14 protein-coding genes, 1 tRNA gene and 1 pseudogene are annotated in these 14,641 nt (G+C 38.3%); 12 read left to right on the top strand and 4 right to left on the bottom strand.

Annotation, left to right across the window (positions count from 1 at the left end):
• Together CDOM16188_RS09285 and CDOM16188_RS09280 are read left to right on the top strand one after the other, a co-directional pair.
• Positions 1-564 (top strand): annotated as a pseudogene (locus CDOM16188_RS09285) (alpha/beta hydrolase); the annotation flags it as partial.
• Entirely contained in the window at positions 561-2,009 is a 1,449-nt protein-coding gene (locus CDOM16188_RS09280) for a UDP-N-acetylmuramoyl-tripeptide--D-alanyl-D-alanine ligase (RefSeq protein WP_172201624.1), read from the top strand. The pseudogene CDOM16188_RS09285 and the gene CDOM16188_RS09280, both read left to right, overlap by 4 nt.
• A gap of 560 nt (positions 2,010-2,569) precedes the next feature.
• Here CDOM16188_RS09280 and CDOM16188_RS09275 read toward each other — a convergent pair.
• The 4 genes from CDOM16188_RS09275 to CDOM16188_RS09260 are packed head-to-tail and all read right to left on the bottom strand — an operon-like array spanning position 2,570 to position 5,143.
• Positions 2,570-3,064 (bottom strand): histidine phosphatase family protein, encoded by a 495-nt coding sequence (locus tag CDOM16188_RS09275; RefSeq protein ID WP_172201622.1) that lies wholly within the window; start codon positions 3,062-3,064, stop codon positions 2,570-2,572.
• A 9-nt stretch (positions 3,065-3,073) separates the two neighbouring features.
• Complete coding sequence (locus CDOM16188_RS09270; RefSeq protein WP_172201620.1) at positions 3,074-3,889, bottom strand: ferritin-like domain-containing protein; 816 nt, start codon at positions 3,887-3,889, stop codon at positions 3,074-3,076.
• Positions 3,886-4,416 (bottom strand): rhomboid family intramembrane serine protease, encoded by a 531-nt coding sequence (locus CDOM16188_RS09265; RefSeq protein WP_172201618.1) that lies wholly within the window; start codon positions 4,414-4,416, stop codon positions 3,886-3,888. Before CDOM16188_RS09265 ends, CDOM16188_RS09270 begins: the two co-directional genes overlap by 4 nt.
• Before the next feature lie 49 nt (positions 4,417-4,465).
• The gene (locus tag CDOM16188_RS09260) at positions 4,466-5,143 is read right to left on the bottom strand and encodes an NlpC/P60 family protein (RefSeq protein ID WP_367649349.1); all 678 of its coding nucleotides are present in this window, start codon (positions 5,141-5,143) and stop codon (positions 4,466-4,468) included.
• Between the two features lie 129 nt (positions 5,144-5,272).
• On the opposite strand from CDOM16188_RS09260, the gene murA reads away from it, so the two are divergent.
• The 10 genes from murA (at position 5,273) to CDOM16188_RS09210 (ending at position 14,583) form a co-directional block, all read left to right on the top strand.
• Complete coding sequence (gene murA, locus CDOM16188_RS09255) at positions 5,273-6,538, top strand: UDP-N-acetylglucosamine 1-carboxyvinyltransferase (RefSeq protein WP_172201607.1); 1,266 nt, start codon at positions 5,273-5,275, stop codon at positions 6,536-6,538.
• On the top strand, positions 6,539-7,696 hold the full coding sequence (locus CDOM16188_RS09250; RefSeq protein WP_172201605.1) for a molybdopterin molybdotransferase MoeA: 1,158 nt from the start codon (positions 6,539-6,541) through the stop codon (positions 7,694-7,696). It abuts the gene before it with no gap.
• 40 nt (positions 7,697-7,736) lie between these two features.
• Positions 7,737-7,811, top strand: a tRNA-Gly gene (locus CDOM16188_RS09245).
• Positions 7,812-7,870: 59 nt separating this feature from the next.
• Positions 7,871-8,680 (top strand): flagellar basal body P-ring formation chaperone FlgA, encoded by an 810-nt coding sequence (flgA, locus tag CDOM16188_RS09240; RefSeq protein WP_172201603.1) that lies wholly within the window; start codon positions 7,871-7,873, stop codon positions 8,678-8,680.
• Positions 8,677-9,270 carry a UbiX family flavin prenyltransferase gene (locus CDOM16188_RS09235; RefSeq protein ID WP_172201601.1) on the top strand — a complete coding sequence of 198 codons (594 nt, stop codon included), beginning with the start codon at positions 8,677-8,679 and terminating at the stop codon, positions 9,268-9,270. Before flgA ends, CDOM16188_RS09235 begins: the two co-directional genes overlap by 4 nt.
• Positions 9,267-9,743, top strand: a complete 477-nt coding sequence (gene coaD / locus CDOM16188_RS09230; protein WP_172201599.1) for a pantetheine-phosphate adenylyltransferase — start codon at positions 9,267-9,269, stop codon at positions 9,741-9,743. The genes CDOM16188_RS09235 and coaD overlap by 4 nt, the downstream gene beginning before the upstream one ends.
• A complete protein-coding gene (gene tmk / locus CDOM16188_RS09225) occupies positions 9,744-10,343 on the top strand; it encodes a dTMP kinase (protein ID WP_172201597.1) in 600 nt (199 codons plus the stop codon).
• Positions 10,336-11,571, top strand: a complete 1,236-nt coding sequence (gene hisS / locus CDOM16188_RS09220) for a histidine--tRNA ligase (RefSeq protein ID WP_172201595.1) — start codon at positions 10,336-10,338, stop codon at positions 11,569-11,571. Before tmk ends, hisS begins: the two co-directional genes overlap by 8 nt.
• The gene (speA, locus tag CDOM16188_RS09215; RefSeq protein WP_169940835.1) at positions 11,564-13,399 is read left to right on the top strand and encodes a biosynthetic arginine decarboxylase; all 1,836 of its coding nucleotides are present in this window, start codon (positions 11,564-11,566) and stop codon (positions 13,397-13,399) included. The genes hisS and speA overlap by 8 nt, the downstream gene beginning before the upstream one ends.
• Before the next feature lie 20 nt (positions 13,400-13,419).
• A complete protein-coding gene (locus tag CDOM16188_RS09210) occupies positions 13,420-14,583 on the top strand; it encodes a pyridoxal phosphate-dependent aminotransferase (protein WP_172201593.1) in 1,164 nt (387 codons plus the stop codon).
• The last annotated feature ends 58 nt before the right edge of the window (positions 14,584-14,641 follow it).

Here is a 14,641-nt window from a genome sequence, read left to right as displayed (position 1 = left end):
GGCTTTGGCGCGTCAAACATGCACGAAGATCTTTATACGAAAGATTATGCCGAGATTATGAGACTGTTTTTGAAAGAGATAAATATCACTCCAACTCTTATCGTCGGACACTCGTTTGGCGGAAAGGTTGCAACCTTGCTTAAGCCTGCAAATTTAGCTCTTTTAAGCAGTGCAGGCATAGTTACTAAAAAGCCGTTTTTTGTGAGGTTTAAAATCACCATTTTTAAAATTTTAAAAGCTCTTGGATTTGGCTTTTTATATAAATTTTTTGCCACAAAAGACGTAAAAGGCATGAGCAAGCAGATGTATGAAACACTTAAAAACGTAGTTAATGAAGATTTTACGAATAAATTTAAAGAATACAAGGGTAGGGCGCTTATATTTTGGGGAGAAGACGATAGTGCAACTCCGTTAAAAAGCGGCGAGAGGATACATGGTCTCATATCAAACAGCGATTTTCATCCGCTTAAGGGCGATCACTTTTTCTTTTTGCTTCATGCAAGATATATCAGCGGAGTTATCGACTCTGAGCTAAATTTAAATGAGAAAGAGGAGCTAAAATGAGCGAAAATTTAACTCAAATTTTAACAAGCGGCGGATTGATTATTACTCACTCTTTATTTACTCTTGCGATTGGATTTTATCTTATCACCTGCTTGCAGTGGTTTTCGTACAAATTCGAGCGTGTGCTGTTTCACTTCACAAAGCCTGCTTGGCACGTATTTTTTGCGATAGTTCCTGTTGTGCTTTACTATACGACGGGCAAGTTTTTTTGGATATATTTTTACTTTGCGATGGTGCCAAGCCTATATCTTTGGAATAAAAGGCTTGACAAGAAGCTAGTTTTTACCCCAAGAGTTAAGCGATTTTTCATCATACTTATAATCGCCTTGGTGCTTGAAAATATATTTTGTTACATCTCGGTTAAGTGTCAAAATTTAGGCGTTATACTTCCGCTTGCAATTTCATTTATACTTAGCTTTATGCTTGAGAAGATGAATTTTAAGATGTATGAAAAAGCGGCTTTAAAAAAGCTTGAAAACATGAAAGAGCTTAAAATCGTTCTGATAACGGCAAGTTTTGGCAAGACAAGTATTAAAAATTTCTTGTTTGAAATTTTAAAAGATGATTTTAAGTGCCACAAAACTCCTCGCAGCGTAAATACTCTAGCAGGCTTGATTCAAGACGTGAATTCAAATCTTTCTAGCGACACGCAAATTTATATCGCCGAAGCAGGGGCAAGACTGAAGGGCGATATAGCTGAAATTACCGCGTTTTTACGTCCTCAAATCGTAATCGTAGGCGAAATAGGGGCTCAGCATATAGAGTACTTTAAAACACTTGAAAATATCCGCACAACCAAGCTTGAAGCGCTTGGATCAAAGCGACTCAAAAAAGCCTTTGTGCATAGCTCAACACTGGCAAAAGAGAGCGAAAAAATAGAAATTTTTGATAAGAATTTAAACGAGATAGAAGCAAATTTAGAAGGCGTAAAATTTAACCTTGAAGGTTTTAAATTCAGCTCGCCGCTACTTGGTAAATTTAACTGTGCAAATTTAGCAGCCTGCATAAAAACCGCTCTTTATCTAGGGCTTAAAGCGGACAAAGCACAAAACCTAATATCCAAGCTTAAAAACGTCGAGCATAGACTGCAGCGCATTGATGCCGGCGGTAAAATCATCATAGATGATAGCTTTAATGGAAATTTTAACGGTATGAGTGCATCTTATGAACTTGTCGCAAGCTATGAGGGCAGAAAAGTGCTTATAACACCCGGAATAGTAGAGAGTACCGCGGAAGATAATGAAAAACTAAGCAAGATCCTGAATGAAATTTTTGATGTAGTGATGATATCAAGCTCTTTAAATGCGGCTTCCTTACTAAAATACCTAACAAAACCAAAGATAATCATTATCAAAGACAAGGCTAAAATGCAAGAGATACTTGCTCAAAATACAAGAGCAGGGGATCTAATACTATTTTCAAATGATGCGCCTAGTTTTATGTAGAAATTTGGACTTTGATGAAAACTAATCTGCAAGGCTTTTGTTTAAAAATGGGCTTTGTGGATTAAAATTATTGCTATATTTAGAGTAATTTAATATAGGGCTTAAAAATTTATGTCATGCTGCAAACAAACTCCATACTTTGCCTCTTTGATGTTTTTTGTTTCTAGTTTATTTGATTATTTGCCGTTTTTTGTCAGAGCCGCCTTATAGCCAAATTAAATAAGGTTAAATACAAACTATTTTTACTATTTTATATTGAAAACTATAATTTTCAATTTTTTATTTATAGCTTTGAAATATCATACAAGCACTATCCTTTAGCATCGACAAATACGATATTAAAGCCAATTTACATTTTGAGTAATTTAAATTTATCCATTAAATAAAACGTATAGTTTTGCAAGTTATTTAGTATATATTTTTATGTATCGGTTTCTTTGTGTTTTTAATAAAAATATCAGATAAAAATTACAATTACTCCACTCCATATTTTTTTAATTTTGGATATTTATGCAAATATTTTTAGAAAAAATAATGAGAAATAATATACTTGAAAGAGTTCAGTCTTTGTTTTTATGTTTCTTTGGGTAGTCAAAAAATAACGCTTTGCCGCTATGCTCTGAAATTTCAGAAAATTGGCATTCAAACTCTATGCAAAATATCCCGCAAGTAGGTATATTGCCTATCACAGCATCGCTTAAAAGCTCACAAATTTCAGTTATTGTGTCATTGTGCGAAACTATAAATACGCCACTAAAACTATCCTCAATGCCCTTTATAAATTTCAGCATATCCACAACGCTTGCTTCGTAAAAGATATCTACAAATTTTATTTTTTCTTTAAATTTTACCGCATCTGCCATTTTGTTGGCAGTTTTTACGCAGCGTTTAGCAGGGCTTGAAAATATAGCTTCCGCCCTCACCTTGTGTTTTTTAAGCCTATCGCACATCAGCGCAAGATCTTTTTTGCCTCGCTCGTTCAAATCACGCTCAAAGTCGTTTTCGCACTCTTTTTGCGTAGCCTTTGCATGTCTTATGAAGTAAATCTTTTTCATCTGAATTTCCTATATATTCGCCCTACTTTTGGCTATTTGCTTGATACGCTCAAGCTCGCTTGCGCTAAAGCCTGATTTTAGCCTTGCCTCTTCGTTTAGCTCTCTAGTTTGCAAAAAAGAATTTGGATAAATTCTTTGAACAATAGCAATATATTCGCTTGGATCAACTCCCTTGCGTTCGCATTCGAATTTAAACCACCTATCGCCCTTGCTTACGTGTGAAATTTCCTCGTCCAAAATAACCTGCAAAATCTCTTTTAAACCGGCTTTCGTATCGTCATTTTCAAGTTTTTTAAGCATAAAAGCGTTTGCGTCAAGCCCGTTTGCCTCCATATATCTTGGAAGCACAGCCATGCGCTCAAGAAGAGAATTTTCAGTCATCTTAAGCGCTACAAAAAGTCCGTTATGCACCTGCATATCGCCGTATTTTACTCCAAAATTTTGCATATATTTTTCTATCATCTTGAAGTGTCTTATCTCGTCTTCAGCCACCTCAAGCCAGTCGTCATAATACCGCTTAGGAAGCCCCCTGAAGCGATAAGCGGCATCAAGTGCGATATCTATGGCGCTATATTCTATGTGGGCGATTGAGTGAAGAAAAGTGGCTTCTTTGTTTTGTTTTTGGGATTTTTTATCTAAATTTTTCATCTCTACTACATCACAAAATTTAGCGTAACTAGGCTCTTTGAGAGGTAAAATTTCGCCATCATCTACTATATCGTAATGTCCAGCCTTGTAGCCGTCGTAAAAATTTTTAAATGCAGCAAATTTCTTATCCTTGTCGCCACATCTTAAAATTTCGCCAAGCTCTTTAAAAAACCTCATAAAACTCTCGCTTTCATTATCAAATACCCAACGCCAAAGCCGATTATGTGAGCATACCAAGCTATATTTACTCCCATCATCAAAGGCACAAAACTCATAAGCAAGATAGCCATCAAAAGCCCTTTAGCGCTACTTCTATCAAGAAACGCAACTATACCAAGCAGCACGCTTATAGCCCCACTTGCTCCTACTAAATTTATAAAAGAGCCGTTAAATTTATAGGCAAAATAGATATAAACAAAGCTTAAAAGCGAAGTCGAAACGCCTCCGAGCAGATAAACGGCGCTAAATTTTAAAGCTCCGAATTTATACTCCAGCATAGAACCAAACTGAAAAAGAACCGCCATATTCATAAGCAGGTGAGTTAAATTTGCGTGCATAAACATCGAAGTTAAAGGTTGCCAGATCAAAAGAGCATCGATAAAATATAAATTTAATCCAAGCACGAGATCGTTACTAAAATTTGCATAATTAACCAAAAAATATATCAGGCAATTTAGCGCTATAATAGGTGCGGTTACGTTCAATTAGGCTCCTTAAAAAGCGCTATGATATAAAATTTCTCCCTAAAATTAGCTAAAATTTCACGCTACCAAAGCCTGCAAATCTATTTGAAGCAAGGCAAGAGCTATTTTTCTTTTTACAATTTACGATGTAAGAATTTAGAACTTTATCTTTGCTTTTATGTTTGTTTTTTTCACTGAAATTCATAAAGCCATGCTTGCTTTTTTTGCCGCTATGATGAGTAAATCTAATAGTTCCGTCTTCATAAATTTTATCCACGATTCCGATGTGAGTTATCACTTTAGTTTTTTTGTAGTTTTTTGTCTTATCGGTGGTGTTGTTAAAAAATATAAGATCCCCTACTTTGGGTTCGTTTTGGATAATTAAATTTTGGCTTTGATAAAGATTAAATATCGCTTCTGATTTAAGCCCTCTTTTGGTATAAAATTTATCCAAATTTCGCTCTTTAAAATAAATATTTTCGCTTTTTTTATTGATTAAAGAGACAAAACCCGAGCAGTCCCTGCCGTCTCTTTTGTTTAGATATTTATTCATCAGGCTTGATATCTCGTTTGATTTTTTTAGCCTAGATTGCATCGCAATCTTACTTAATGCTTCATTTGCGCCTCCTTGCATAACAAAGTCAAAATCAAACCTCTCTTTTGGTTTTATCTCGGGCGATACAATAGAACACCCCGTCAGTAAAAAAACGCTAAATGTTAAAAAAGTTATATGTTTTTTAAATTTCACTCTCTATCCCTAAAATTTAATAAACTCAATTATATACGCAAATGAGTAAATATGAGCCGAAATTTAGGCTAAAATTTCTTTTTATAAGCTAAATTTCATTACAATATCTTTTTTATATAAGGATTTATTATGCACTATTTAGAGATTGAAGGCAATGCCAAACTAAGCGGAGAGGTTACCATAAGCGGAGCAAAAAACGCCGCTTTACCATTAATAGCCGCAACGCTCATAATGAAAGATGAAGTTACTATATCAAACGTTCCAAACGTAGCAGATATCAAGACGCTAGCTAAACTGCTTGAAAATTTAGGCTCAAAATGCAAATTTACAGATCATAATACGATTAAAATCAATACAAACGAGATAAATTCCACCAAAGCCAACTACGATATCGTTCGCAAAATGCGCGCCTCAATCCTTACTCTTGGACCGCTTCTTGCGCGCTTTGGGCACTGCGAAGTAAGCTTGCCGGGAGGTTGCGCTATAGGTCAGCGTCCAATAGATCTACATTTAAGCGCACTTGAAAAGATGGGTGCCAAGATAGATATAAAGCAAGGATATGTAGTAGCAAGTGCTCCTGATGGGCTAAAAGCAGCTGAGATAGTGTTTGATAAGATAACCGTAACGGGCAGTGAAAACATCATCATGGCGGCAGCCCTCGCTCACGGAGTAACAAAGCTTACAAACGTGGCAAAAGAACCTGAAGTAGTGCAACTGTGCGAGGTTTTAGCAAGTGCCGGAGTGCAGATAGAAGGTATCGGAACCGATGAGTTAAGCATAAAAGGCACAGGTCAAAAATTAATAAATGTAAAATCCATAGAAGTTATTCCCGATCGCATAGAGGCAGGCACCTATCTATGTGCAGGAGCCATAACCAACTCAAAAATCACGATAAAAAAAGCAAATGCAAACCACTTAAAAGCCGTCTTAACTAAATTTAAGCAAATGGGCTTTAGCATAGAGGTTCAAGATGACGCCATAACCATACTTCCTGCGGATAAAATTCTGCCTACCGAGATAGTTACTACCGAATATCCGGGCTTTCCTACCGACATGCAAGCGCAGTTTATGGCTTTAGCGCTCATGGCCGAGGGAGTTAGCACTATAGATGAAAGGCTCTTTGAAAACCGCTTCATGCACGTTAGCGAGCTAACCAGAATGGGTGCGGATATCAGGCTAAACGGGCATATCGCAAGCGTTTATGGCGGAATTAAACTAAACGCCGCAGACGTCATGGCGACTGATCTTAGAGCAAGCTCGGCTCTTATCTTAGCCGCACTTGTTGCCGATGGCACTAGCAGAGTGCATAGAATTTATCACCTTGATAGAGGCTATGAAAATTTAGAAGTTAAACTTGCAAATTTGGGCGCTAAGATAAGAAGACTGGAGGAATAGATGCTAATACAAGAAGCTCTAAAAAAGATATTTGAAAACATAAATTTAAAAAACTCGAGCGAATTTACAAGTATAGATAATGCGGTTGATAAAATAATAGCAGAAGACATTGTTGCCGTTAAAAATCTGCCCTCGTTTGACAACTCCGCACTTGACGGTTATGCGATAAATTTTGCCGATAGAAAAGCTCCTATTAGCATTACGGATACGGTATTTGCTGGAGACGGTAGAGAAATAAGCATAAAAAGCGGCGAATGCGTAAAGATAATGACGGGCGCTAAGATGCCAAAGGGTGCCGATACGGTGGTTCGTTTTGAGGATGCGATCATAGAGAGCGGCAAGCTAATAGTGGATGAGCGAACAAAGCAGTTTAGCGCGTTTAGACACAAAGGCGAGGAGATAAAATCAGGTGATGTGCTGTTTGGCAAGGGCACAAGATTAAGTGCTACTCACGTGATGATGCTAGCCGCGCAAGGAATTTCGTTTGTAAAGGTATTTTGCGAGCCAAAAATAGGAATTTTTTCAAGCGGAGACGAGATAGTAGAGCCTTGGCAAAGCGCAAGCGAAGATCAAATTTATAACGCAAACGCAATCGGCATGCAAGCTCTTTTGTCCAAATTCGGCTTTAAATCTAGCTACTTAGGAATCATAAAAGATGACTTAAACGATACTATAAACGCTATAAATTCTGCCGATATGGACGTGCTTATCTGCTCCGGAGGAGCTAGTAAAGGAGAAGCTGACTTCATGAAAACCGCCCTGCTTTCACTTGGATTTACCGAGCTGTTTGGCTATATAGATGCTCGTCCCGCTCGTCCAAGCAAGGCTTATGTAAAAGATAGCAAGATAGTTTTTATAATGCCTGGAAACCCGATGTCGGCATTTTTAAGTGCGTTTTTGCTGATAGTTCCGTTTTTGCTAAAAAGACCGCTTGAAGCAACTAAAGCTTACATAATGCAAGATCTTAAAGTAAAATCAGGCCGTGAAAACGTAGTTCTAGGAAGGCTTGAAGAGGATAAATTTTACGTAACGGATGATAATAAATACGGCTCGGGCATGATCATGCCGCTTGTAAAAAGTAATGCGATCTGTCTTTCAAATTTTGATCAAAGCGAATTTAGACAAAACGATGAAGTTTTGGTCTATAAATTTTCTTGACAAACGGATATGATTTTGCTAAAATTGCGACTTCTTATCCGCGGGAATAGCTCAGGGGTAGAGCACAACCTTGCCAAGGTTGGGGTCGCGAGTTCGAATCTCGTTTCCCGCTCCATTTTTTTTACTCTATTTTTTCCGATTTTTTTATTTGCAAACTCCATCACTATAAATCCTATGTATTGTATAAATGATGATGCCATAACTCTTAAGACATTAGGATTTAACGGCAAAAATGAAGAAATTTTAAATCTAAACCAGCAAAAAGCCGCCAAGATAAATTCAAACAAAATGGCTGAAATTTTAAAATTTCATCTCATAAATTTCACCGACAAAAGCGGTGGAGAGATAATCTTCGTAAAACATTGCGATGAAATTTTAAAGCTTCAAAGAGATTTTTTAGTAGCCGTTACAAAAGAATATCCACGCATTAAATTTAGCCAAATTCCAACTATTTCTGCGCAAAGCGAACTTCCGAAAGATTTTTCTACATATAAATTTGAAAAACTTTTCATAAACTCTCTAAATAGCCAAAAAGGAAGCTTTAGAGCTACTTTTATCCTGCCTGATAGTAGCGTTAAAAGCATATTTTTCAGATACGAATTTAAAGCTAAAATGCCGATCTTAAGATCTAGCAAACAAATTTCAGCCAGACATATTTTAAGCGTGCTTGATTATAGGTTTGACGAAATTGATTTTGGCGATTTTTCAAAGGATTATTTTACCGAAATTCCCGTTTCAAAAATGATATCAAAACAAAACATAAAAGCAGGCGAAATCCTTGCAAAAAGGCAGTTTCAAATGCTTTCGATGATCAAAAAAGGAGACAGCATTCAAGCCGTTTTTAACGACGGCTCACTAAATGTAAGCATAGAAGTAAAAGCCTTGGAAGATGGAAATTTAGGCGATGTGATAAAGGTTAGAGGAAGGGATAAAAAGGTATTTTATGCTACAATAATTTCAAAAAAACAGGTGCTAATCAGATGAGCAAAATTCTAGTGGCTATCAGCGGTGCAAGCGGGGTAAATTTAGGCGTTAAGCTTGCTAACGAGATAGCTAAAACAAGCGAGTGTCACGTCATCATAAGTCATAACGCAAAGCTTGTGCTAAGCAAAGAAGAAGAAATTTCACTTGAAGATAATAATAAATCTAGTGAAATTTTTCAGATTTACAAAAATCTTAAAAATACGGCTAAAATTTATGATGATAGCGATATCTCAGCCTCGCTTGCTTCAGGCTCTTTTGGCATAAGAGCTTCCATCATAGCGCCCTGCTCCATCAACACGTTAGCAAAAATTCATGCAGGCTTTGCCGATACGCTTATAACTCGTGCCGCAGCGGTTGCGCTTAAAGAGCGAAGAAAGCTAATACTTGGGGTTCGCGAAATGCCTTTTTCTACCATCGTGCTTGAGCAGATGGCAAGGCTATCAAGTATAGGCGTTATCATTGCTCCTCCTGTTTTGGGATATTACGCAGATATCAAAAACGTAGAAGATATGGAAAATTTCATCATCGGCAAGTGGCTTGACGCACTTGGCATAGAAAATCAAATTTATAAAAGATGGGGTAAAGAGTGAAAAAATCTTGCATATATCCGGGAACTTTTGATCCTATCACAAACGGACATATAGACGTTATCAAGCGCGCTACGAAAATTTTTGATAAGGTGATCGTGGGCGTTGCTAAAAGCGAGAGCAAACAGCCTTATTTTAGTATCAAAAAGCGCGTTGAGATGGCTAAAATCGCAACGGCAAATTTAAAAAACGTAAGTGTGATTAGCTTTGATAACTTGCTTGTGGATTTTGCAAAAAGCTATGATATAAACATCGTTATACGCGGGCTTCGTGCGGTTAGCGACTTTGAATACGAACTTCAAATCGGCTACGCAAACGCTACTCTTTGGGATGAATTTGAGACGGTTTATCTCATGCCAAGCCTTAAAAATGCCTTTATATCAAGCTCTATAGTGCGTTCGGTTTTAAGACATAACGGCAATGTAAGCAAGCTGGTGCCAAATGAAATTTTAGAAATTTTAAAGGAAAAAAATTAGATGTATATCCTGTTTGAAGGGGTTGATGGAGTAGGTAAAAGTACTCAGATAAAAAAAGTGGCGAAATTTTATGAAAACGCCGTTATCACTTATGAACCGGGCGGAACAGAGCTTGGCAAAAAACTAAGAGAAATTCTGCTTGGCAAAAACTCACTTAGCAAAGAGGCTGAAATTTTGCTGTTTTTAGCTGATCGTGCCGAGCATTTTGATAAGGTTATAAGCAAGAATAAGGATAAGATAATTCTAAGCGACAGAGGATTTATCTCAGGAATGGCTTATGCGATGGCAAATGAAAACCGAGCCGTCAAGGCGTGTGATGAAAGCTATATGAAAAAGCTTCTTGAGTTTAACAAATTCGCTCTGCAAGGAAATCTGCCCGATAAGATAGTGTTTTTTGAAGCGGATTTAGAGCTTTTAAATTCTCGAGTTTTTTCTCGCGGGCTTGATCACATAGAAAGTCGCGGAGCGGAATATCTGCTAAAGGTTCAAGAGTGCATGAAGCGCGTTTTAAACTCACTTGATATAAAATTTCTAGCCATAAATGCAAGCGACGAAATGGGCAAAATAACAAATTTGATAAAGGAATTTATAGATGATTAGCGCATTAAGGGGTATGAAAGATCACCTGCCGCCAAGCGGGCAAACTTACGAATACGTTATCAAAATTTGCGAAGAGGTAGCTAAAAACTACGGGTATGAATTTGTATTAACGCCGCACCTTGAGCAAACCGCGCTTTTTAGAAGAAGTGTCGGAGAAAGTAGCGATATCGTAGGAAAAGAGATGTATCAGTTTATCGATAAAGGCGAAAATGACGTCTGTTTGCGACCAGAAGGAACTGCCGGAGTCGTGCGGGCTTTTATCGAAGCGAAATTTGATAAGGCGGGAGGTGCGAGAAGATACTTTTATCACGGCTCAATGTTTCGTTACGAGCGCCCGCAAAAGGGACGCTTAAGGGAGTTTCATCAGTTTGGATGTGAGTGCTTTAACGAGCCAAGCGTCTATGAAGATGCAAGCATTATTTTGATGATAGATGAAATTTTTGCCAGACTAAACATAAAAACTGCTCTTAAGATAAATTCGCTAGGAGATAGCGAGTGTATGCCTACTTACCGCCAAAAGCTGGTTAAATTTTTAGACGAGCATGAAGCTGAAATTTGCGAGGATTGTAAAAGACGCAAACTTACAAATCCTATACGCGTGCTTGATTGCAAAGAGCAAAAATGCCAAACAATCTACAAAAACGCGCCTTTAATCATAGAAAATTTAAACGATGAATGCAAAGAGGACTTTAAAAAGCTACAAGAAATTTTAACTACAAACGGAGTTAAATTCGAAGTAGATCCAAGGCTTGTGCGGGGGCTTGACTACTACTGCAAGACGGCTTTTGAGTTTATCAGCAACGAGATAGGAAGCCAAAGCGCGGTTGCAGGCGGCGGCAGATACGATAAGCTGGTTGAGTATCTTGGCGGCAAATCAAGCTACGGAGTCGGCTTTGCCATGGGAGTTGAGCGCATAATGGAAATTTTAAGCTCAAGAGAAAATAGCAGCGACAGAGAAGGAATTTATATCTGTGCGCTTGATAAAGAAGGTCTTGATATCATCCATCAAGCCGGTATAAATTTAAGAAAAAAACACAAGACAAACATATCTTATGAAGCTAAAAATTTACAAAAACATCTTAAAAACGCTGATAACCTAAATGCCGAAATTTTTCTTTGCATGGGCGAAAACGAGCTTAAAGAGGGTAAAATTTGGTATAAAAATCTAAAAAATAAAGCTGAAAAGACAATAAATTTAAATGAGCTTGAAGGAGTGCTAGGTGAATAACTACGGTTTAAATTTATGGGGTGATTCAAATTTTATCATCGAAAACGGCAAGGTATGCATAAATAACGGCTCAAAGCCCGCTATCATAGATATCGTAAAAGATATTAGAAGCGAAGGCTATAGAGGACCCTTGCTGCTTCGCTTCCCGCATCTAATCAAAAAACAAATTCAGCAAATTTATTCAAATTTCAAATCGGCGATTAAAGAATTTGACTACAAAGGCGACTTTAATGCCGTCTATCCGCTTAAAGTAAATCAATACCCTGGCTTTGTAAAAAACCTGGTTAAGCACGGCAAAAGCTATGGATACGGGCTTGAAGCGGGCTCTAAAGCGGAACTTTTACTTGTAATGGCTTACAATAACGAAAACGCTCCGATAACGGTAAACGGCTTTAAAGATAAAGAGATGATAAATATCGGCTTTATCGCTGCTGAAATGGGTCATAATATCACTCTTACGATAGAGGGGTTAAACGAGCTTGAAGCTATCATAGCCACGGCAAAAGAGCGCTTTGCGCCAAAGCCAAACATCGGACTTCGTATCAGGCTTCATAGCTCAGGTTCGGGAATTTGGGCAAAGAGCGGCGGCATAAATTCTAAATTCGGACTAACTGCAACCGAGCTGATTGAAGCCGTAAATTTGCTAAAAGAGGCGAATTTGCTTGATTGCTTTAATATGATTCACTTTCATATCGGCTCTCAGATAACCGAAATCCATCCGCTTAAAAAAGCACTAATAGAAGCGGGTAATATATACGCAGAACTACGAAAAATGGGAGCAAAAAACCTTAAAGCTATAAATTTAGGCGGCGGTCTAGCGATAGAATACTCACAGTTTAAGGAAAACTCAAGCCGCAACTATACCCTAAGCGAATACGCAAACGACGTCGTTTATCTGCTTAAAACCATAGCCAATCAAAAAAAGGAGCTTGAGCCTGATATCTTTATAGAAAGCGGTCGCTTCGTAGCTGCCTCTCACGCAGTGCTTGTTGCGCCCGTGCTTGAGCTCTTTAGTCAAGACTATACCGAGGAAAAACTAGCGCTTAAAAAGAAAAATCCTCAGCTCATAACCGAGCTGGTTGATCTACTAAACACTATAAAACCGTCAAATGCGATGGAGTATCTGCACGATAGTATGGATCACATGGAGAGCATTCTTACGCTCTTTGACTTGGGATATGTTGATCTGGTAGATCGCTCAAACGCTGAAATTTTAACTCATCTTATCATTAAAAAAGCGGTTAAAATGCTTGGAGCTAAACAAAACAATCCCGAGCTTTTAAAACTTCAAGAAGAAGTTCAAGAAAGATACCTCATAAATTTCTCGCTCTTTCAGTCACTGCCTGATTTTTGGGGGCTTAAGCAAAATTTCCCCGTCATGCCGCTTGATAGGCTTGATATTCGCCCTACCCGCTCGGCTTCGCTTTGGGATATCACTTGTGATAGCGACGGCGAGATAGGCTTTGACGATGAATTTAATCCGCTGTTTTTACACGATATCGACGTGGAAAAAGAGGAGTATTTCTTGGGATTTTTCATGGTAGGAGCATATCAGGAAGTGCTTGGAATGAAGCACAATCTCTTCACTCATCCTACCGAAGCGACGATAGATATAGACGAAAACGGCTATAAAGTGGCTCACCTGCTTGAAAGCCAATCGATCCTTGATATCATGGAAGATCTTGACTACGATATATACGAAATTCAAGACACTCTAAACGAACGAATCGAGAAATCAAAACTAGTAAATGAGACTCAAAAAAAGCAAATTTTAGGCGAGATGTATCTCTTTTTAAACGATAATGGTTATCTAAAAACCATATCTTAAATTTCACAAAAAGGAAAAACATGCTGTCAAATAGAGTTCAAGTATTAAGCGAATCGCTTACCATAGCTATCAGCTCACTTGCTAAAGAGATGAAAGCAAAAGGCGAAGATGTCGTGAGTTTTTCGGCTGGCGAGCCGGACTTTGACACTCCAAAAGCCATAAAAGACGCAGTCGTAAAAGCACTTGATAAGGGATGTGGCAAATACACGGCGGTTCCGGGCTCTCCTGATGTCTTAAAAGCTATCGCTTCAAAGCTGGAGCGTGAAAACGGGCTAAAATACGAGACAAGCCAGATCATAACAAACGTAGGCGCCAAGCACTCGCTTTTTAATATCTTTCAAGCGCTGATCGATGACGGCGACGAGGTTGTAATCCCAAGCCCTTACTGGGTGAGCTATCCTGAGATGGTGAAATTTAGCGGCGGTGTGCCTGTTTATATAGATACGTGCGAAAATAGCGGATTTAAGATAACACCTGAGCAACTAAAAGCGGCAATCACGCCAAAGAGCAAAATTTTAGTTCTAAACAGCCCTTGCAACCCGACAGGAGCGATATATAGCCGTAAAGAGCTGCTTGCTCTTGGCGAAGTTTTAAAAGATACCAAAATTCTCATAGCAAGCGATGAAATTTACGAAAAACTTAGCTACGACACTCCTTTTACCGCAGCTGCAAGCGTGAGTGAAGATATGTTTAAGCGCACCATCACCATAAACGGACTGAGCAAATGCGGAGCGATGCCCGGCTGGAGATTTGGCTATATGGCAAGCGTGATACCTGAGCTAAATGCCGCGGTTAAAAGGCTTCAAAGTCAAAGCACAAGCAACATAAGCTCGATCGTCCAAGAAGGAGCGATAGCAGGACTTTCAGGAAAAGCCGATGAAGATATGGCTATGATGAGAGCGGAATTTATCAAGCGCAGAGATAAAGCGTGCGAGATGATAAACTCCATAAACGGACTTAGCGTGCTTAAGCCTGAAGGCGCGTTTTATCTATTTGTAAACTGCTCTAAGGTTGAGGCTGATTCTATGAAATTTTGCCGCCGCTTGCTTGAAGAGGCGAAAGTAGCTTGCGTGCCGGGAGTTGGATTTGGTATGGACGGATACTTTAGACTAAGCTTTGCTACAAGTATGGAAAATATCATAAAAGGTATAGATCGTATAGCCGAATTTGTGAAAAACTACTAAAAATTTAAGGACGAAATTCGTCCTTAAATACTCACTTTTTTATTATTTATTTTTAACT

This window comes from Campylobacter sp. RM16188, assembly GCF_012978795.1.
GTDB lineage: Bacteria > Campylobacterota > Campylobacteria > Campylobacterales > Campylobacteraceae > Campylobacter_A > Campylobacter_A canis.
The sequence above is the reverse complement of the archived record's forward strand: the minus strand, read 5'-3'. Positions and strand labels throughout refer to the sequence as shown.

Coding starts and splice junctions, on each gene's coding strand:
- CDOM16188_RS09280 (WP_172201624.1), top strand. CDS start 561: ATGAGCGAAAATTTAACTCAAATTTTAACAAGCGGCGGATTGATTATT.
- CDOM16188_RS09275 (WP_172201622.1), bottom strand. CDS start 3,064: ATGAAAAAGATTTACTTCATAAGACATGCAAAGGCTACGCAAAAAGAG.
- CDOM16188_RS09270 (WP_172201620.1), bottom strand. CDS start 3,889: ATGAGGTTTTTTAAAGAGCTTGGCGAAATTTTAAGATGTGGCGACAAG.
- murA (WP_172201607.1), top strand. CDS start 5,273: ATGCACTATTTAGAGATTGAAGGCAATGCCAAACTAAGCGGAGAGGTT.
- CDOM16188_RS09250 (WP_172201605.1), top strand. CDS start 6,539: ATGCTAATACAAGAAGCTCTAAAAAAGATATTTGAAAACATAAATTTA.
- flgA (WP_172201603.1), top strand. CDS start 7,871: ATGTATTGTATAAATGATGATGCCATAACTCTTAAGACATTAGGATTT.
- CDOM16188_RS09235 (WP_172201601.1), top strand. CDS start 8,677: ATGAGCAAAATTCTAGTGGCTATCAGCGGTGCAAGCGGGGTAAATTTA.
- tmk (WP_172201597.1), top strand. CDS start 9,744: ATGTATATCCTGTTTGAAGGGGTTGATGGAGTAGGTAAAAGTACTCAG.
- hisS (WP_172201595.1), top strand. CDS start 10,336: ATGATTAGCGCATTAAGGGGTATGAAAGATCACCTGCCGCCAAGCGGG.
- CDOM16188_RS09210 (WP_172201593.1), top strand. CDS start 13,420: ATGCTGTCAAATAGAGTTCAAGTATTAAGCGAATCGCTTACCATAGCT.